The organism is Limnospira sp. PMC 289.06 (assembly GCF_032350395.1).
Taxonomy (GTDB): Bacteria; Cyanobacteriota; Cyanobacteriia; order Cyanobacteriales; family Microcoleaceae; genus Limnospira; species Limnospira platensis.
The window spans coordinates 1-17,779 of sequence record NZ_JARPLC010000102.1 but is presented as its reverse complement, the minus strand read 5'-3'; the positions used below and the strand labels follow the sequence as shown (position 1 = coordinate 17,779).

The 17,779-nt window shown below is 44.7% G+C and carries 20 protein-coding genes and 1 pseudogene; 9 read left to right on the top strand and 12 right to left on the bottom strand.

The window, feature by feature from the left end:
- Window positions 1–197, top strand: a 197-nt coding sequence (locus P5674_RS17995) for a hypothetical protein (RefSeq protein WP_315670166.1), incomplete at its 5' end; no start/stop codon positions are given.
- Window positions 198–431: 234 nt separating this feature from the next.
- Here P5674_RS17995 and P5674_RS17990 read toward each other — a convergent pair.
- Both P5674_RS17990 and P5674_RS17985 read right to left on the bottom strand, forming a co-directional pair.
- Complete coding sequence (locus P5674_RS17990) at window positions 432–2,453, bottom strand: WD40 repeat domain-containing serine/threonine-protein kinase (protein ID WP_006618370.1); 2,022 nt, start codon at window positions 2,451–2,453, stop codon at window positions 432–434.
- Window positions 2,454–2,490: 37 nt separating this feature from the next.
- Window positions 2,491–2,964 (bottom strand): hypothetical protein, encoded by a 474-nt coding sequence (locus P5674_RS17985; protein WP_006618371.1) that lies wholly within the window; start codon window positions 2,962–2,964, stop codon window positions 2,491–2,493.
- Window positions 2,965–3,073: 109 nt separating this feature from the next.
- Here P5674_RS17985 and P5674_RS17980 point away from each other — a divergent pair, with 109 nt between their 5' ends.
- Complete coding sequence (locus P5674_RS17980; protein ID WP_006618372.1) at window positions 3,074–3,709, top strand: VWA domain-containing protein; 636 nt, start codon at window positions 3,074–3,076, stop codon at window positions 3,707–3,709.
- Window positions 3,710–3,762: 53 nt separating this feature from the next.
- Here the strand turns inward: P5674_RS17980 and P5674_RS17975 are convergent, their stop codons facing one another.
- The gene (locus P5674_RS17975) at window positions 3,763–4,323 is read right to left on the bottom strand and encodes a thioredoxin family protein (protein WP_014277366.1); all 561 of its coding nucleotides are present in this window, start codon (window positions 4,321–4,323) and stop codon (window positions 3,763–3,765) included.
- A 182-nt stretch (window positions 4,324–4,505) separates the two neighbouring features.
- Here P5674_RS17975 and P5674_RS17970 point away from each other — a divergent pair, with 182 nt between their 5' ends.
- The gene (locus P5674_RS17970) at window positions 4,506–4,844 is read left to right on the top strand and encodes a cupin domain-containing protein (protein WP_014277365.1); all 339 of its coding nucleotides are present in this window, start codon (window positions 4,506–4,508) and stop codon (window positions 4,842–4,844) included.
- 5 nt (window positions 4,845–4,849) lie between these two features.
- On the opposite strand, the gene thrB is transcribed toward P5674_RS17970, so the two are convergent.
- The 3 genes from thrB to P5674_RS17955 form a co-directional block, all read right to left on the bottom strand.
- Window positions 4,850–5,767, bottom strand: coding sequence for a homoserine kinase (gene thrB, locus P5674_RS17965; RefSeq protein WP_014277364.1), 918 nt, complete (start codon window positions 5,765–5,767; stop codon window positions 4,850–4,852).
- Between the two features lie 81 nt (window positions 5,768–5,848).
- Window positions 5,849–6,100: a DUF7219 family protein gene (locus P5674_RS17960; protein WP_006621845.1), complete on the bottom strand. Its 252-nt coding sequence runs from the start codon at window positions 6,098–6,100 to the stop codon at window positions 5,849–5,851.
- A 394-nt stretch (window positions 6,101–6,494) separates the two neighbouring features.
- Window positions 6,495–10,160, bottom strand: coding sequence for a hydantoinase B/oxoprolinase family protein (locus P5674_RS17955; RefSeq protein ID WP_014277363.1), 3,666 nt, complete (start codon window positions 10,158–10,160; stop codon window positions 6,495–6,497).
- A gap of 118 nt (window positions 10,161–10,278) precedes the next feature.
- Here P5674_RS17955 and P5674_RS17950 point away from each other — a divergent pair, with 118 nt between their 5' ends.
- Window positions 10,279–10,413, top strand: a complete 135-nt coding sequence (locus tag P5674_RS17950; RefSeq protein ID WP_315670165.1) for a hypothetical protein — start codon at window positions 10,279–10,281, stop codon at window positions 10,411–10,413.
- Window positions 10,414–10,637: 224 nt separating this feature from the next.
- Here the strand turns inward: P5674_RS17950 and P5674_RS17945 are convergent, their stop codons facing one another.
- Window positions 10,638–10,925, bottom strand: a complete 288-nt coding sequence (locus tag P5674_RS17945; protein ID WP_315670164.1) for a hypothetical protein — start codon at window positions 10,923–10,925, stop codon at window positions 10,638–10,640.
- Window positions 10,926–11,194: 269 nt separating this feature from the next.
- Between P5674_RS17945 and P5674_RS17940 the strand changes: the two genes are divergently transcribed.
- Window positions 11,195–12,673 carry a PLP-dependent aminotransferase family protein gene (locus P5674_RS17940; RefSeq protein WP_315670163.1) on the top strand — a complete coding sequence of 493 codons (1,479 nt, stop codon included), beginning with the start codon at window positions 11,195–11,197 and terminating at the stop codon, window positions 12,671–12,673.
- On the opposite strand, the gene P5674_RS17935 is transcribed toward P5674_RS17940, so the two are convergent.
- Both P5674_RS17935 and P5674_RS17930 read right to left on the bottom strand, forming a co-directional pair.
- Window positions 12,628–13,083, bottom strand: a complete 456-nt coding sequence (locus P5674_RS17935; RefSeq protein WP_315670162.1) for a GGDEF domain-containing protein — start codon at window positions 13,081–13,083, stop codon at window positions 12,628–12,630. The genes P5674_RS17940 and P5674_RS17935 overlap by 46 nt on opposite strands.
- Window positions 13,084–13,201: 118 nt before the next feature.
- Window positions 13,202–13,330 carry a hypothetical protein gene (locus P5674_RS17930; protein ID WP_286133227.1) on the bottom strand — a complete coding sequence of 43 codons (129 nt, stop codon included), beginning with the start codon at window positions 13,328–13,330 and terminating at the stop codon, window positions 13,202–13,204.
- Between the two features lie 457 nt (window positions 13,331–13,787).
- Here P5674_RS17930 and P5674_RS17925 point away from each other — a divergent pair, with 457 nt between their 5' ends.
- Genes P5674_RS17925 through P5674_RS17910 form a run of 4 tightly spaced genes read left to right on the top strand, consistent with a single transcriptional unit; the run spans window position 13,788 to window position 16,206 of the window.
- Window positions 13,788–14,186 carry an MAPEG family protein gene (locus P5674_RS17925; protein WP_014277357.1) on the top strand — a complete coding sequence of 133 codons (399 nt, stop codon included), beginning with the start codon at window positions 13,788–13,790 and terminating at the stop codon, window positions 14,184–14,186.
- Window positions 14,187–14,201: 15 nt separating this feature from the next.
- The gene (locus P5674_RS17920) at window positions 14,202–14,402 is read left to right on the top strand and encodes a hypothetical protein (RefSeq protein ID WP_043468728.1); all 201 of its coding nucleotides are present in this window, start codon (window positions 14,202–14,204) and stop codon (window positions 14,400–14,402) included.
- 12 nt (window positions 14,403–14,414) lie between these two features.
- On the top strand, window positions 14,415–14,591 hold the full coding sequence (locus P5674_RS17915; protein WP_014277355.1) for a hypothetical protein: 177 nt from the start codon (window positions 14,415–14,417) through the stop codon (window positions 14,589–14,591).
- A gap of 25 nt (window positions 14,592–14,616) precedes the next feature.
- Window positions 14,617–16,206, top strand: coding sequence for a hypothetical protein (locus P5674_RS17910; RefSeq protein ID WP_014277354.1), 1,590 nt, complete (start codon window positions 14,617–14,619; stop codon window positions 16,204–16,206).
- Here the strand turns inward: P5674_RS17910 and P5674_RS17905 are convergent.
- The 3 genes and pseudogenes from P5674_RS17905 to P5674_RS17895 all read right to left on the bottom strand — a co-directional run.
- The gene (locus P5674_RS17905; protein ID WP_006618384.1) at window positions 16,195–16,884 is read right to left on the bottom strand and encodes an ImmA/IrrE family metallo-endopeptidase; all 690 of its coding nucleotides are present in this window, start codon (window positions 16,882–16,884) and stop codon (window positions 16,195–16,197) included. The two genes, P5674_RS17910 and P5674_RS17905, sit on opposite strands and share 12 nt — an antisense overlap.
- Complete coding sequence (locus P5674_RS17900; protein WP_014277353.1) at window positions 16,881–17,228, bottom strand: helix-turn-helix domain-containing protein; 348 nt, start codon at window positions 17,226–17,228, stop codon at window positions 16,881–16,883. Before P5674_RS17900 ends, P5674_RS17905 begins: the two co-directional genes overlap by 4 nt.
- Window positions 17,229–17,281: 53 nt before the next feature.
- Window positions 17,282–17,779: pseudogene (locus tag P5674_RS17895) on the bottom strand (RNA-guided endonuclease InsQ/TnpB family protein); the annotation flags it as partial.

Here is a 17,779-nt window from a genome sequence, read left to right as displayed (position 1 = left end):
CCGATGGTTCAAGCCAGACATTCGGTTTCCCTAATCATGGATGGTTGGCAGTGGTCTCGTTTCTGGTGTTAGGTTACACCTCGGAGCCTTCCGTTCCCCGCTTCAGTCCCAGGGTTGTGATTCCTGAAATTGGGGGTGGCTATCGCCGTTACCCTGATTTCCTAACTTTTACTTATCCATTTCTGGGCTTCCTATGAGGAATTTGTATAAGTTAGTTCATTTTGACCTTGGGTTCCCTGCCTTGTTTGGTATATCTCTATACCGAACGTTGGGACATATAAACAGTTATAGAGATGGTCAGGAGTGCGTTCCTTATATTCACCCAGGGGCTTGAAGTCTCTACCAGGCGGTTATTTCAGGTATCTCAACCCTATTTCATGCCTGAACGTATCGCACTTATTTAACAATTGTATTATATTTTCTAATCAATATCAAGTGTGGGCCGGGAGATGCCAAACTTTAACCAGTCGGTCAGCTCCGCCACTAGCTATGGTTTTGCCGTCAAGACTAAATGCTAGGGATAATATGTCTGCTGAATGGGCGGGGATGGTTTCTAATAATGTGCCGTCGCCCAGTTGCCAAATGTCAATTTGGCCTTTACTGTTGCCAGTAATTAACTGTTTACTATCGGGTTGAAAGGCGATCGCCAAGATATCGGCATCATCAGCCCGCAGGGTACGCCATAGCTTCCAGGTCTGGTCTTGTTGATGCCATAGACCGATGGAACCATCCCGACATCCTCCGGCTAACATTTGACCGTTAGGACTAAAAGCAACGGTTCTCACCCAGTCCGACCAGCGGGGTAGGCTTCCTAATTCTTGTCTTTGCTGTAGGTTCCACAGGCGGACGGTTTTATCCCTAGAGGCGCTGGCTAGGGTCTGACCATCAGGGGAAAAGGCGACTCCATAAATGCGATCGCTATGACCTGAGAGACTGTAGAAAGGCTTGCCTTTTTTGAGATCCCAAATTTGTATGGTTTTGTCCCGGGAGGCGCTGGCTAGAATATCTCCCTGGGGGGAAAAAGCTACCTGTTCAACAGTATCTTGATGACCAATGAGGGTATACCAGCGTTTACCTTTTTTGAGATCCCAAATTTCCACAGTCTGATCGCGACTACCACTAGCTAAAATCTCTTCCTTGGGGGAAAAGGCGATCGATGTTACCCAATTTTCATGACCAGTTAGGGTGTACCAACGTTTCCCAGTTTTCAGTCTCCAAATTTCTATAGTCATATCTTGGCTACTGCTGGCCAGTATTTCCTGATCAGGAGAGAAAGCCACACAGGTAACTTGATTACGGTGTCCTGTCAGCGTATGTAGGAGTTTCCAGCTAGGTGATGACCGCTGAGGTTGAACGCGGCTAGGTTTTGGTGGCGTGGGTGGCTGAGAAGTTCTAGCCGTGGGTGGTGGGGTGATTTGCTGAGAAGTTCTAGCTGTCCGTGGTGGCGGTGGGGGCAGTGGTGGCGGCGGTACTCTCACCGACGCAGGAGGGCTAGGGAGTGCCGTATTATGAAAGTTATTAATATTAATGTTGTGCAGAATCGTCGGGGGTAGTCCACTAGGATGCAGTGCCCTAAGTACATTCAGCGGGGAATTATAGCGCTGGGAAGGTAGGGAAGCCACCATTCTATCTAAAACTAAGCCCAGTTTATTGTTGACCGTATTTCCCTGTAAATAATCTCGCCAAACCCATTTATCTTGGTGAATATCATAGAGGTCAAAGGGCGATATTTGGGTGAGTAAATATAAGCAAGTCACCCCCAAACTATAAATATCACTAGCATATATTGCTTGACCCCTAGTTTGTTCTGGGGCGACATATTCAGGACTGCCGATAATAGTTCCTGGTCCTGATAAGTTGCTGCTTTGTACTACTTTCGCCGCCCCAAAGTCCACTAATACCAACTTACCCGATGTCGAACTATTTACTACTGTTTGAGCTTGGATAATATTGGCGGGTTTAATATCCCTATGAATGACTTTATTTTGATGTATAAATTCTAAAACTGGCAACAGTTCATCAAGTAGTTTAACGATTTGATTTTCGTTAAAAGTTCCCTGGCTAATTACTTGGTCTTCTAAGTTGGGGCCGTTGATATATTCTTGGACTAAGTATTGATTATTGTCCTGTTGAAAATGTGCCAGCAAATCTGGGATGTGGGGATGTTTTCCTAGTTCATCGAGACGTTGGGCTTCTTGGTGGAATAATTCCGCAGCTTTCCGGGTGGTTTCTACCCCTTGGGTTTGGGGGAAAAATTGCTTAATGACGCAGGGGGGATGGGAGGGTTTATCGTGATCAACTGCCAAAAATGTTTTCCCAAATCCGCCATGACCAATAGGTTTAATAGCCTGGTATCTCTCCCGTAGAAACAGTTTAGCACCACAGGTAAGGCAGAATTTAGCATCATCTGGATTTTCGGGATGGGAACATTGGGGATTGAGGCAATAACTCATGGTAGGAAATAATTACCAGGGGACTAGGTTATGGCTGTTATTCTGTTTCTAAGCGGAAGTTTTGACCATTATGATTGGTGCGGTAAAGCCAATGGCGCTGACCATCAGACACTCGGACCCGCCAGCCATCCACTAACATTTGACCACATAATTCGTCTGGCTTGGCGAGCCCTAAACAGGTATTTGGCCAAGTCTGTCTTTCGGCGGCGAGGATTTCGATTTCCTCTGGGGAACTTCCGGTGCGATCGATGACATCTTGGCGCAATGCGGTAGAAATTTCCGAGGGGAGATCGGCTAGATTTGGGGAGATTTCATCCATGATCATGACGGCTTCAGGGTTTTGTACGATAATGGGGTCTGGAGTGGGAGAGTCGGTTGTAACAAGAAGCGTATAGGCGACTAGGGCTAACACGCCTATCAGTAGTGGGGCGAAAATGACCCAGGGAGGTTGTAGGTAGATGGGTCGGTCTGGCTGTTTTTGGTTGGAAGAATCCTGATGCTGAGGTTTCATGGCTAGGATTGGCGAAAACGATATTATGACGCTTGAGAATATTATAGCTTAATAATTATTGGGGGGAAATGATACAGTATTAAATTGAACAAATGTGGGGGTTTGATGTATGGATATACTATTGGAGGGGGGTGCGGTCCTGGAGAAACGGGATTATACCTTGATTGTTGATGTCAGCGAGAGTATGGCAATGGCTGGCAATAAAAAGGGACAGTCTCGCTGGGAGTTGATGCGACAATCGATTTTAGAGTTGGCAACCTATTGCGAACATTTTGACCCGGATGGGATTACTTTATATTTATTTGCTGAGGAGTTTAAGCGCTACGATCGCATTACTTCTGACCATGTGGGAGAGGTTTTTGAGAATCATAAACCTGGGGGAAAAGCGGATTTGGCTTCGGTTCTCAAGGATGCTACTGATAGTTATTTTGCCAGACGGGCGACGGAACAATCACAGCCTAATGGTGAAACTATTTTTGTGGTTACAGGTGGGGAGATTATTAATCCGTTATTGGAGGTTAAACGTATCTTAATTAATGCTTCTAATCAACTGACCCATGAGGAAGAATTGGCTGTAGAAATGATTAGGGTGGGGTCTAGTGACACGGCTACGGCGTTTTTTAAGGTGCTTGATGATGAGTTAACTGCATCGGGGGCTCGTTATAATATTTGTGATACAGTCAGTTTGGAAGATATGGAAGAGATTAGTTTGACTGATGTTTTGTTACGCGCAATTACTGATTAGATTTGAGGGGATTTTCTGGAAATAGGCAACCATTGGGGTTGCCTTGATTTAGGTTATTGGGGATGCCATTTGATATTGCAACCAATACTGGGTTTTTGGTCGCTGTTGATGGGTTGGTCGGCGAGAATGGCATCTAAAGCCGCCCGCAAATCTGCCCCGGTGACGGGTAAGTTATTCCCGGGGCGACTGTCATCTAATTGACCGCGATATACTAATTGGCGATCGCTATTAAACAAGAAGAAATCGGGGGTACAGGCTGCTGTATAGGCTTGGGCTACTTCTTGGGTTTCATCGTAGCAGTAAGGGAAGGAAAAACCTACTGTTTCGGCTTGGTTTTTCAGGTGTTCAGGTCCGTCTTGGGGATGGGTTTTGATGGAGTTGGCGCTAATAGCAACTATTCCTATTCCTAGGGGTTGATAATCATGTCCTAGTTTAGCTAGTTCATTTTCAATATGTTTGACGAAGGGACAGTGACAACAGATAAACATGACTAGCAAGGCTTTTTTATCCTTAAATGTATCGACGGATATGATTTCCCCAGAGGTCACGTCTGGGAGTTGAAAATCTGGGGCGATGGTCCCTAAACTTAACATGGTTGATGCTGTTAAAGCCATGATTCAAGATTCCTGATTTTTACTAGATGATAATATCCATGATAATTATAGCGGATTGTTCTCGACTGAGGTTAGGTAAAGCCATGGCTGATAGCTAGGATGTTTGGGGGTGGCGGGTAAGGTGACATCAAGGGGATGTGATATGATCTCAAATAGCTACCTATCAAATTCAGACAGCTATTATGACTGATATCATTTCGATAAATACTTCAACGGCGATTAAGTTTGATGATTATATTCAATATACGGAGGGGGGAATTGTTAGCCGGGTTTTGCTAAAAGATGATCACTGTCAATATACCCTATTTTGTTTGGGGGCGGGTACGGAAATTTCCGAACATACGGCTACGAAAAACGCGACGGTTAACGTTTTGGAAGGTCGCGGAATTTTAACTCTGGAGGGAAAAGAGATTAGCTTAGAGGCGGGAGTGTTTGTATTCATGAAAGCCAACGCACCCCACGCCCTGAAAACGGAGGAAAATCTGGCATTTGTGCTGACTCTTTCCGCTAGTAATGAGTAGGGAAATTAAGTTACTTTAGCGCCTTGGGTATCAATTGCAAGCGATCGCACATCTACCCCGATGTTATAGCCCCTCCAAGCCTCCCTCATGGCAGATACAACCCTATGGGTGTGGGGGGGGTCTGTGAGGGCTAGAAGGGTCGGCCCTGCCCCGCTAATGGCTAATTCGTAAGCGCCTGCATCTAAGGCGGCTTGTCTAACGGCATCATAACCCTGGATCAGAGATTGGCGGTAGGGCTGATGGATTTTGTCAGCTATGGCGACGCGCAACCAGTCTCCCTGTCCGGTTTCTAAGCCTCGGATTAATAAACCTAGGTGGGCGGTGTTGAAAATGGCATCGGCACGGGTATAATGGGAGGGGAGAACGCTGCGAGCTTCGGCGGTGGATAGTTCAAAGTCGGGAATAGCGACGACGGGGACTATATCTTGATGCCAAGGAATTTCGCAGATCTGCCAGCGGTGGTTATGGTCGGCGACTGATAACTGACAACCCCCCAACAGGGCGGGGACTACGTTGTCGGGGTGTCCTTCTATGGCGATCGCCATTTCCATAATTTCTGTTTGAGTCAGGGGGTTTCCGGCTAGGGTATTTGCACCCACTAAACCCCCTACAATTGCTGTGGCTGAACTTCCCAAGCCCCTGGCGAGGGGAACCCCTAGTTTGATGTGAATTTTGACGGGAGGGGGAGTTTGATTGATGTGATGGTAGAGTTTAAGAAAAGCCTGATAAACTAAGTTGCGATCGTCTGTGGCTACAGCCTGGGCTTCTACTCCTTCGGCGGTAATTTGATGGGGTTTTTCTGTATTCGTTAAAGGGGAAAATTCTAGGATATTATACAGGCTGAGGGCGGCACCAATACAATCAAATCCTGGTCCAATATTGGCGGTGGTGGCGGGGACGGTAACGGTAATTGGGTGAGACATTGACAATGATGAATATGGGCTAATTTTGTGGTAAAATTAGGGATTTTATCCCTGGCTTTTAGTTATGCAGACCATGGCTAGTTATTCTGGGTCTTGGTTGGCTGAATTTTCGCCAATATTAAGATTCTTTTTGGACTCTTTTAATTCTTTCCAGAGTTGTTTGATTCTTTGGTAAGCCACTTCGGAACTCAGTTTACCATTGGTTTCTAACCCACAGATATAGTTCACCTTATGTGCAAACTCTTGGAGGTTAGAGTTAAACATCATATTTTGGGGGCTAAATTCTCCACGATAACGGGTTTTGGGGTAAAGAAATTCGTCTTTTTCGTTCATATATTTAGGCTGAATATGTGAGTTGGTATCCTGGGGGAAAGCTACTACTAACTCCCTCAAAAAAATGCTATTCTGGCTACATTTTTAGGTGCTAGTAATATCATTAATGAAAATCAAGGACTGACACTTAGGGGGTAGCTGGGTTTAAGTCTGACCGTGGTGATTATAGTATTTCAGGCGGGTTATACAAGGGAAAGGATTATATTTTTGACCAGTATTTATACTGACTCAATCCGATTAAATGATTAACTAAATCCGGGTCAACTTAGCTTAAGATCATATAGCATTATGTATTATATGTTAGGCGATACCAAAAGGGGAGTCAATATGTCTATGGGTTTAGACAAACTCCCCATGGTAAAAGAGGTAGAAGGGGTTTCTAGCCTAGTATAGGTTATTGTGGGGCACCATATCCCCCGCCGCCGGGAGTTTGGATGGTCAACACATCCCCTATACCCATAAGGGCGATCGCACTACTATGGAGATCTTCAACAGTCCCATTTTGGCGAGTAATGGAATTACGCCCCACCATACCGGGTTCACCTCCAGCCATACCAAAAGGTGGGATGATACGATGTCCCGATAGGATAGTGGCTGTCATTTCCTCCAAAAATCGAATTTGGCGGATAATACCATTACCACCGCGATACTTTCCGTTACCGCCGCTGTGGGGGCGAATAACAAAAGCCTCGATCAGAACCGGATAACGCCATTCTAGCACTTCTGGATCAGTTAGGCGAGAATTAGTCATGTGGGTATGTACTGCGTCGGTCCCGTGAAAATTAGGACCTGCGCCCGATCCGCCGCAGATGGTTTCATAATATTGATAGCGATCGCTTCCAAAGGTAAAATTATTCATAGTTCCCTGGGAAGCCGCCATAACTCCCAAAGCGCCATATAAAGCATCAACCACAGCCTGAGAAGTTTCGACATTTCCAGCCACTACAGCCGCCGGAAATTTGGGGTTAAGCATACAGCCTTCAGGGATGATAATTTCTAAAGGTTTTAAACATCCAGCATTGAGGGGAATGCTATCAGCCACCAAAGTCCGAAATACATACAAAACCGCCGCTTTACAAACAGCCTGGGGTGCATTAAAGTTGCTGTCCAATTGTCGAGAAGTTCCGGTGAAATCTATTTTGGCGCTGCGGTTTTGGCGATTAATGCTAATAGCGACTTGAATAACTCCCGCATTATCCAGAAGATAAATAAACTCACCATCCCGCAGAACATCAATAGCCCTTCTGACGGACTCCTCTGCATTATCCTGGACAAATTGCATATAAGTTTGGACTGTAGCCAAGCCATATTGTGCGACCATTTTATGTAATTCTGTCACCCCTTTTTCATTGGCGGCAATTTGTGCTTGTAGGTCAGCAATATTAGTCTGAGGGTTCCGGGCGGGGTAGGGATGATTAGTTAATAATTTCAGCAATTGTGCTTCTCGGAATTTACCGCTATCAACCAACTGAAAATTATCGATTAAAATACCTTCTTCCAAGACTGTTTTACTATGGGGTGGCATAGAACCGGGCGTTATCCCTCCCAGGTCGGCATGATGACCGCGAGATGCCACATAAAATAAAATGTTTAATCCGGCAGTATCAAACACTGGAGTAATGACGGTAATATCAGGTAAATGAGTCCCGCCATCATAGGGATTATTTAGCATATAAACATCCCCAGCTTTGAGAGTTTCGGCTTTAGCTTTAATTAGGCTGCGGACACTTTCTCCCATAGAGCCTAAATGTACAGGAATATGGGGAGCGTTGGCTACGAGTTCCCCGAATTGGTCAAAAATTGCACAGGAAAAATCTAGGCGTTCTTTAATGTTAACTGATGATGCCGTATTTTGTAGGGTAATTCCCATTTGTTCAGCGATGAACTGAAACAGGTTTTTAAATATTTCGAGACGCACCGGATCAGGTTTTGTGGTGGAGATTTTGCAGTCAATGGGGGAAGTTTGGGGTTGGGAAATTTTGGCTAAAACTAAGTGATTGCGTTCGGTTAATTGAGCAGACCAACCTGGCTCGATAATATTAGTTCCGGTAGGTTCGAGAATAATCGCGGGTCCGATTAATTCATCTCCTGGCTGTAAAATATCTCTGGGAAATACGGGGGTTTGTTGCCATTTTTGGTTGGTAAAAATTGGGACGGTGGCAATAGGGGTAGGGGGTTGATTGTGGCGACGAGATAATATGGTTTCGGGGGGATTTTCCATCTGGCGGACTATTTCGACGGATACAGATTCAACTATTAGTTGTTTGTCGTTTTTGATAAAGCCATAACGGGTGCGGTGTTCGGTTTCAAAGGCGACTTTCATGGGTTCGACTTGGCGGGAAAATGGGACGGTGAGGGTGGAGTCTGTCCCCTGATATTTCAAATTGGCGCGATAAAAAACTATGTCGTTGGGGGAATTGTGGGGGTCAAGTTCCGATCGCATTTCGGTTTCTAAGTCGGCTAAAACTGGGGTGATATCGGCTAATAAATGTTCGTTTAGCGGGGCTTCTATGGCTTTCTCGCGGATGTTACCTACATCTGCTAGAGCCATGCCATAGGCTGATAAAACGCCAGCGTAGGGATGAATAAACACCCGTGTAATGCCTAATGTATCTGCGATCGCACAGGCGTGTTGACCTCCCGCGCCGCCAAAGCAACAGAGGGTATATTCGGATACGTCATAACCGCGCTGTAGGGAGATTTTCTTAATCGCATTAGCCATATTTTCTACGGCGATCGCAATAAAACCCGCCGCCACTTCTTCGGGTTGGCGAGGGTCTCCGGTGGCTTGAGTAATATCTGCCGCTAACTGATTAAATTTGGTTTTAACTACTTCTGCATCAAGGGGTAAATTGGCTTGGGGTCCGAATACTTGGGGGAAAAATTCGGGTCTAATTTTGCCTAACATTACGTTACAGTCAGTAACTGTTAAAGGTCCCCCACCACCATAGCAAGCGGGACCTGGATCAGCACCCGCAGACTGTGGACCGACACGATAGCGGAAACCGTCAAAGACTAAAATTGAACCTCCCCCGGCTGCGACAGTATAAATAGAAAGGATGGGGGTTCGCATTCTGACCCCCGCAATTTCAGTCTCAAATTGTCTTTCATATTCGCCGTTATAATGGGCGACATCTGTGGATGTTCCACCCATATCAAAGGTGATAATTTTGTCAAAACCTGCCTGTTGACTGGTTTTAACAGCGCCAACAATGCCGCCAGCAGGCCCTGATAAAATGCTATCTTTTCCTTGGAAGTTTTGGGCGTTAGTTAGGGCTCCATTAGACTGCATAAACATTAATTTAGGCAGATTTTGGGGCGGGCTAGATACTCCATCTCTTGGGGTATGGTTGCCATATAATTCCTGGGCTACTTTGTCGATATAACGCTTTAAAATGGGTGATAGGTAAGCATCGACTACGGTGGTATCTCCCCGGCTGATTAGTTTCATTAAGGGGCTAATTTGGTGGGATGTGGAAATTTGGGTAAAGCCAATTTGGGCGGCGAGTTCGGCTATTTGTTGTTCGTGTTTGGGGTAGCGGTAACTGTGCATTAGGGCGATCGCACAACTGCGAATCCCGTCTTGATAAGCCTGTTGTAGGGCTGCTTGTAAGGGTTCTAATTGGAGAGGTTGCAGTTCTTCCCCTTGGGCGCTGTAGCGTTCTTCTGCTTCGATTACCCTTTCATATAGCAGGGATGGTAAAATGATTTCTTGGGCAAAAATATCGGGGCGATTTTGATAGCCAATGCGGAGAGCATCTTTAAAGCCTTTGGTGATAATTAATAGGGTGCGATCGCCTTGACGTTCCAGCAGTGCATTAGTTGCTACTGTAGTTCCCATTTTTACCTCAGAAATACAATTTTCTGGGATGGGTTCATTGCCGCCAATTCCTAAAATTTCTTTGATACCAGCTACCACAGCATCCTGATAACGTTGAGGATTTTCTGATAGGAGTTTATGGGTCACTAAACTACCGTCTGGTTTGCGGGCGACAATATCTGTAAATGTACCGCCTCTATCTACCCAAAATTGATATTTACCTGCGAAGTTTTCAGCCATTGAATAATTCCCAATCATCTCAATTGTTTACAGTTACTCTAGTATCATTATCTATAGCATCAGCCCTCACCCTCCCACCCTCTCCCCAAGTCGGAGAAAGACCTGGAAAACTTATTAAATGATTACGGAAAGGGCTGTAAGCCTCCACCCCCCACCTCTCCCAGAAGGCGAGAGGGTGGTTAATGATTTCATCATGCGTTATGTGGTCTTAGTTTATGAGACATTGGCTTTAGTCTTTTGTCGGGAGGTGTGACTATATATTGACCATAAAAGAGACTAAATTCGATGGTATTTTGTATCAAGTTGATGAGGCGATCGCTCCAAAGATGCGATCGGGATAATAACCAATAATGATGCAAATTATGTTCTTTCACTATAAAAACCCCCTGAATTAAAAATTGGGTATAAGTAGGCTCGAAGCTGCTGAGGTATTAAATAGATATCCCTCAGATATTTGGTTTATCAATAATCCCCTGATTATCTATTATAGCGGGATTCCAGCCAAACCCTGACATCTTGTTCTACATAAAAACGTTGATTGGTTCGGGTGAAAGGGTCGTAAACATCCCAGACTAAATCACCATCTTGGTCATAACTTTGAGAGATGGTTATATCCCGGCTACCCACCAAAAACTTCCACAATAAGCCAGGTATTTTCTCGAACCAATTAAGAATACCTTCACCGGACAAACTCCGGGGATAATTAACTAAAGTATTCTCCCTCAATGCCATGGTACTACAAGCAGTTCTTCCCGTTGATTTCATCGCCACAATTCCTCCATGAATATTCAGTTGTAACAAACCATAAACTCGAGGAGATGCTAATTTAAACTCCCTTATTTATCGCGGTTCACGGAAATAAGCGATCGCCCAAATAAGTAAATTTCGATCACTCTATTAAAAGTATGACCTACCCTAGCCAAAAATAACAGATGCAGTTATCATAAATTGTAGCCATAACAGTTTAATTTTTGGCAACTGTTCTGGTCAGAAAATCAGCAACTGTATCCTTTAAGGGATTTGGAGGTATGACCATGAAAGCCAGACCCGTAGAAAAGTCTCCCGGAGTGAACTTGTATGAAGAGGTAGCCAACCGCATTCAGTCCCTAATCAAAGAAGGGACCCTGAAACCAGGCGATCGCATTCCCTCAGTCCGCAAAATGCACCAACAGATGAGCGTTAGCATCACCACAGTATTAGAAGCCTATCGCCTCCTCGAAGATAGGGGGCTAATTGTCGCCCGTCCCCAGTCCGGCTACTATGTTCGCCATATTCTGTCACTTCCACCCGCAGAACCCACCTCCTCAACTCCCCCAGGACTAGCCTGTAATGTGGATATCTCAATGGCTTTTAGGATAAATACAGTCCTAGGGGAACCAGGAATGATTAAACTCGGTGCCGCCGTCCCTGACCCGGAACTATTCCCCCTCGCCGCCCTAAATCGATTGATGGGACAGGTGATGCGTCAAAACCCAGAAGTCTGTCACTCCTATAACGCCCTACCAGGGTTGGAACCTCTACGCCATGAAGTAGCTAGGCGATTAATGGATGCGGGTTGTTCCCTCACCCCAGACCAAATTTTGATTGTGAATGGGACCACAGAGGGGATGTATCTATCTCTGCGCGCGATCACAAAACCCGGGGATACAGTGGCGATCGAGTCCCCATCCTATTATGGATTGTTAGAAATTTTGCAATCTCTACACCTAAAAGCCTTGGAACTTCCCACCCACCCGCGAGAAGGGTTATCACTACCCGATTTGGAAAACGCCCTTAGTCAAGGTCAGGTGGCTGCTTGTGCGATCGTTTCCAATTTTAGTAATCCTCTGGGAAGCTGTATGGAAGATAGCAAGAAAAAAGCCTTGGTGGAAATTTTGGAGAACTACGATATTCCTTTGGTCGAAGATGATGTTTATGGCGATTTGGGCTTTGATGAGATGCGTCCGAAGGCGATTAAAGCCTTTGATAAAAAGGGTTTGGTTTTATATTGTTCTTCCTCCAGTAAAACAATTTCTCCCGGTTTGCGGGTCGGTTGGGTCGTGGCTGGTCGTTATCAAAAGACTGTCGAACAACTGAAATTGTTTACTAACATTGTGACAGCGGCAGCTAATCAATTAACGATCGCTGCCTTTTTAGCTAATGGAGGTTATGACCGCCATCTCCGACACCTGCGACGAGCCTATGGGGAACAGGTCTTGCGAATGACTCAGGCAATTTGTGATTATTTTCCCCCAGAAACTAAAGTAACGCGCCCCACAGGAGGTCACGTCTTATGGGTAGAGCTTCCACCCCATTTTAATGCGATCGCACTTTACCAGGAAGCCTATAAACGCCAAATCAGCATTGCTCCTGGAACCATGTTTTCCGCATCAGGAAATTATCGGAATTGCTTTCGCTTAAATTGTGGTTTACTGTGGTCTCCCAAAATCCAGATAGCCATGCAAATATTAGGAGAATTAATTGCCAATCAAGACTCTGATACAACTCGTTTACGACCATTATTTTTAGCTTGAAATAATCCCCAATCAGCACTTAATATCAGGTCTTTTGGTGATAAATCATCCTTAATAATTTTACTGGCAACTCCCCCACTCAGGGTAATACATGAACCAATCTGAGACCCCCAGTGGGAGATGTTTTTAGCCAAAACGTTCCGGCGAATTGTGTCTGCTACATCCAGGGCTTCTTTTAATTCAAGACCCGGTAGGATAATCGCAAACTCTTCCCCTCCGTAGCGGGCGGCTAAGTAAGGCTTATGCTGATGACAAGCCGTGATAGCTTCTTCAATTGCTTTGGCGATCCGTTGCAGATATAAATCTCCCGCTAAGTGACCATAATTATCATTGTAGGGCTTGAAAAAATCTATGTCTAAGAGAATTAAAGAGATGGGTTGTCCTTTTTGGCTTTGTAAAGTATGCTCCATATAAAGATAGAACTTACGTCGATTGGCTAATTGGGTTCAATTATCCAAAAAAGCCAGTTCTTTCAGCTTTATGTTTTCTGGCTGTAGCTGACGATTTTTGATGTTTTGATAGTGAATCTTACGATAGAGTGTCCGCCAGAGCAATATTGTGGATGATATTAATGGGATATTGTTCAATATTCTCCATGGTATTACTATCAACTAAAATATCCTCTAATTTGCGGCTATTTTGGATGTTAAAATTCATGCTAGTATCCCCTTAAAAATTCCTCGAAAAGGATGGATTTTTGTATTGCCAGTTTAGGTGATTATTTACACCCAACTTGCTGACCATTTTAGTTAAGATGACTTCCAGCTTGGACTTCAGATTTAATTCCTGGAAATATCTTGACTTTTCGACGGAAATAAGATTTAATAGTTGTGGGTTCAGAATCACGGCTAACTTACCTATCTCTCGGCTTCAACAAAATTAATTATTGACGATCCGCCGAGAAACTGCCGTGACGACTATCCGCCGATACCGTGATAATCCTGAAAAAGTATCGTGATCGCCTAGTAATGGTGGTTGTGATTACTTGATCGAATTGATGTGACTGTGATCACAATTGCCAAAAGACCTGTCTGAAGGTAGATTCCCAGAAATTCTCACCCAAAATGGCGGATCAGGTTAATATTGTGGTAGACACTCGCGAGGTAATCAATTTATGTCACCTTGGCCTAGCCTAATCACCGCATCTGCACTTATCGTATACCTGGTTGTTACCATCAACGTCGGTAGAGCTAGAATGAAATATAAGGTTATGCCTCCTGACATGACGGGCGATCCAAACTTTGAACGAGTCTTGCGGGTACAGCAAAATACCCTAGAACAGTTAATTATTTTCCTTCCGGCGTTGTGGCTGTTTTCTGAGTTTGTCAGTCCCCTAGTGGCTGCGGGTTTGGGTGCAGTATGGATAGTGGGGCGCATTCTCTATGCTTGGGGATACTATCAGGCGGCGGAAAAGCGGATGATTGGCTTTGGGGTCAGTATCTTATGCTTATTTTCCCTACTGGGAGGGTCTCTAATCGGAATTATCATTCCCTTGGTTAAACAAATTATCTAAGATGGAGTCAGGGGCATGGCAGAGAATCATCCCGAAGAGCCGATCATGTTTAAGATAAGCGATCGCCTCTTTCAACAATTAACCGAATTTACCGAAACCCTAGAAGCCGAGGCTCTGAACCCGCCTCCCAATTCCCACAGCGATCGGACAGTCAACCCTCAACCGGACTTAACCCCACCGCTACCCTCGGAGTCCCCAAATTCCCCATCTGAATAACTTAATTAACGAATGGCTGATCTCGAACAATTAAAATCTGCCTTGGTCAGGACTCAGAATCCTAACCAAATCTCTGCCCTAATTGTTGATTTCACCCACCAAGAGATACTTAGTGTCTACTATCAACTACCGTCCCAAAAGCAGCAACAAATTTGTAAAATTTGGGCGATCGAATTTGAATCAGGGTGACAATTAATAAGGGTAAAGTGCATCCATGTCAGAACCCCAAAATCATCCTTCACCATTACATTATCCCAATGAATCTCCCCCTAATTCTCCGGCTTTAACAGAGGAAGAAAAGGAGATATCTACAGTCACCGACTCAGAATCTTTATTTAATCATAGATCTGGCTTAGTTCCCTATCTATGTTGGGTTAGTGTTATATCCTTAATTGTCGCTATGGTCATGTTTGGGAATGACCTAGGGGCGATCGCGATTATTTATGTAATTATCACCATTTTCTGTGCGGCTTTATCCTACCGATATCCCCGCCAAGGATTATGGGGTTTACTGATTTATTTACCTTTTGCCGGGACTATCGCCTATTGGATAGGGGATGATCGACCAATTTTTCACTTACTGAAAAATATATTATTTTACATTCCCGCACTCTTAGGAATGCTGGTTGTGCTAATTCGTGAAGGTAAAGCACTTATAATTAATAAAAATCTCAAAATCCCCCTATTAATCTTTCTAGGTATTGCTTTAATTAACCTAGTTATAGTCAATGGAGGGCAACATTTTAGTGATGACCCCAGGGGAATACCAATAGTTATGGGAATTTTCGGATTAGCCATATTAATCGGATATATTCCCCTAATTACCTGTGGATATTACCTGATCCGGAAAAATCAAGATGTCTATTTCCTCAATCGTTTACAGGTAGTTTTAGCCATAGTATGTTGTCTGCTAGGTATCGCTCAATTTTGGTTAGTTATCACAGGTGTTTGTCCTGACAATAGCGGCTTAGAACCCCATCTTTTACTGACAGCCAACCTACAGCGCAAGTGTCTAGTTGGCGGTTCTTTAGGCTACCTACCAGAAGCCAATTTTATCCGACTTCCCGGAACCTTTGTCTCCCCCTGGCATTGGACATGGTTCTTAATTTCCAGTGCCTTTTTTGCTTTTCTAACTTCCCTCAATGACCCGAAAATCACTTGGCAGATAACTGGCGGATTTTCCCTATTCTTAATCATGATAAATGCCGTCATATCAGGTCAGAGAACTGCTTTTTTAGGCGTACCTCTGGTGCTGATATTATTAATAATTGCCACCAGTCATATATCCCGTTGGAAACGATTATTAATTAGCTTCTTAGCCATCGGACTATTTTTGTTAACTACCCTAGTCATATTTCCCAATCTAGCCGAGGGACGAATGGAAAGTTTGACCGGACGCTGGACAGCATCTCCCCCTTCCGAATTTGTCATAGATCAAACTCAGTGGACTCTCAGAAATAGCCGAGGCTTATTAGGTAATGGACTCGGACGAGGCACTAATGCCACCCGCAGTCTAGGTAGTACACGACTACTAGAAACTTATTATTCTAAACTCATCTATGAATTAGGAATCATAGGAGCGATCGCCTTTTTAATATTAGTCACCACCCTAATGACGGAAGGTTTCAAATCCTATCACCAAGTCCGCAATTCTCATCTGAGAAATGATGGTATTGTCTTCTGGATTTTCATTATCATCATCGGTTACAACCCCTACTGGTATCCCCTCGACACCGACCCCGTTGCCGTTTATTACTGGCTGATTGCTGGGGTGATGTTGAAACTACCCAGCTTAACCAAATAACCGTTGTTGCTGGTGACAATCAGCTTCTCCCAGATAAATTTGGCGCTGACCTTTGGGAATAGTAATCCAACCCAAATCTTGTAGGCGGTTAGTCAGATTAGAAATACTCACCCCCAACTCATCCCTAATACTGTAGAGATGAGACCACTTACTGAGATCGCGACCCGATCGCTTTTCCTCTAAAATATGACGAGGCATCAGCAGACAACTGGCAAAATATTGAGCCTGCCATTCAATAGAAGCAATTTGAGAGGAAACCGCACCACTGCGACAGACAAATGGTTGCTGGGCTGTTGAGGATGACCAACCGTAATTTCCCAGATTCAATTCTAACTGTCGAGCTACCCCGTCCACCTCATCGTGATTAATATGAAGGACCCAGTGTCCGATTTCATGGGCGATCGTAGACTCGATAAACCCTTGGGGTTTTTCTAAAATCTCTTCGTTAATCTCAATTTGTCTAGCAGCGGGAATAATCCGGGCGGCGATCGCCCCTTGTTCGTCCGCTGGTATGTAATCCCATACTACCCCCAAATCTAAAAAATCCGCCACCAAACTCGACTCAAAAGGCCACTGAGGAGCAAAATTAGGGGTAGCCGCCATGCGCTGAAGAATTTGATCAGCGCGACGTTCAATAGATTCTTTCGCATAAAAGCGATAGGGTTTGAGAATACTCACTTATCTTTCCCCGAAGCTGCATCAAATACCTGTTTAGCAAAATTAGGGTTTTCCTGAAGTCGTCGAAATAGGGCTGTGATCTCCCGGTTATTCTCTTTGAGGAAATTCTCGTAATGGTGGGGAATGCGTCCCGCCAAAAAGATTAATTCCTCCTCATCTATGCCCAAATTTCGCGCTAAACCCCGGATTACCTCCTCTTTGGGAGCATAATCAGCGCGATCGTTCTCTAGCTTGGATAGATAGGTAAAGTCCACACCAAGCAACCCCGCCAGTTCTCGCTGGGAGTAGCCCCTATCCTTGCGAGCCTGACGGATCAATTTACCAAAAGTTTGTGTTTCGTCCACGGCATTGTCCTCCTGGTCTCTATTATAGGACACCTTGATTGACACTCCCCAGCCTAAAGGCGTGGGGATTCTTCCTTCAACGACTCGACTTGCTCTGACAGGTTTGCACCAACCAAAGTAGCGGTCAAATCTCCAGAAGCGTTAAGTTTCCGTATGCCCTACGGTACTCAAGGCAGCCTTCAGAATGTTGATGGCTGCGTTATAGTCTCGGTCTAACTCACACCCACACTGACAAACATGGGTTCGAGTCGAGAGACTTTTCTTGACAACCGTGCCGCAGCTCGAGCATTTTTGAGAGGTATAAGCAGGGTTTACCGCTACGGTAATCTTGCCAAATTTTACCCCAAAATACTCCAACCATTTCCTGAACTGATACCAAAGAGCATCGTGAATCGACTTGGCGAGACAGTGATTTCTCACAATATTCTTAATCCTCAAATCTTCGTAGGCCACCAGATCGTTAGATTGGATTACGCAACGCGCCAGTCTCTTGGCCTGTTCTTCACGTTGCCGACTTATTTTGAGGTGTGTTCGCCCGAGTCGATTAACGG

Bases quoted from the DNA above. Each gene is read 5' to 3' on its own strand.
- P5674_RS17990 (WP_006618370.1), bottom strand. From the start codon at position 2,453: ATGAGTTATTGCCTCAATCCCCAATGTTCCCATCCCGAAAATCCAGAT.
- P5674_RS17985 (WP_006618371.1), bottom strand. From the start codon at position 2,964: ATGAAACCTCAGCATCAGGATTCTTCCAACCAAAAACAGCCAGACCGA.
- P5674_RS17980 (WP_006618372.1), top strand. From the start codon at position 3,074: ATGGATATACTATTGGAGGGGGGTGCGGTCCTGGAGAAACGGGATTAT.
- P5674_RS17975 (WP_014277366.1), bottom strand. From the start codon at position 4,323: ATGGCTTTAACAGCATCAACCATGTTAAGTTTAGGGACCATCGCCCCA.
- P5674_RS17970 (WP_014277365.1), top strand. From the start codon at position 4,506: ATGACTGATATCATTTCGATAAATACTTCAACGGCGATTAAGTTTGAT.
- thrB (WP_014277364.1), bottom strand. From the start codon at position 5,767: ATGTCTCACCCAATTACCGTTACCGTCCCCGCCACCACCGCCAATATT.
- P5674_RS17960 (WP_006621845.1), bottom strand. From the start codon at position 6,100: ATGAACGAAAAAGACGAATTTCTTTACCCCAAAACCCGTTATCGTGGA.
- P5674_RS17955 (WP_014277363.1), bottom strand. From the start codon at position 10,160: ATGGCTGAAAACTTCGCAGGTAAATATCAATTTTGGGTAGATAGAGGC.
- P5674_RS17950 (WP_315670165.1), top strand. From the start codon at position 10,279: ATGATTACGGAAAGGGCTGTAAGCCTCCACCCCCCACCTCTCCCAGAA.
- P5674_RS17945 (WP_315670164.1), bottom strand. From the start codon at position 10,925: ATGAAATCAACGGGAAGAACTGCTTGTAGTACCATGGCATTGAGGGAG.
- P5674_RS17940 (WP_315670163.1), top strand. From the start codon at position 11,195: ATGAAAGCCAGACCCGTAGAAAAGTCTCCCGGAGTGAACTTGTATGAA.
- P5674_RS17935 (WP_315670162.1), bottom strand. From the start codon at position 13,083: ATGGAGCATACTTTACAAAGCCAAAAAGGACAACCCATCTCTTTAATT.
- P5674_RS17930 (WP_286133227.1), bottom strand. From the start codon at position 13,330: ATGAATTTTAACATCCAAAATAGCCGCAAATTAGAGGATATTTTAGTT.
- P5674_RS17925 (WP_014277357.1), top strand. From the start codon at position 13,788: ATGTCACCTTGGCCTAGCCTAATCACCGCATCTGCACTTATCGTATAC.
- P5674_RS17920 (WP_043468728.1), top strand. From the start codon at position 14,202: ATGGCAGAGAATCATCCCGAAGAGCCGATCATGTTTAAGATAAGCGAT.
- P5674_RS17915 (WP_014277355.1), top strand. From the start codon at position 14,415: ATGGCTGATCTCGAACAATTAAAATCTGCCTTGGTCAGGACTCAGAAT.
- P5674_RS17910 (WP_014277354.1), top strand. From the start codon at position 14,617: ATGTCAGAACCCCAAAATCATCCTTCACCATTACATTATCCCAATGAA.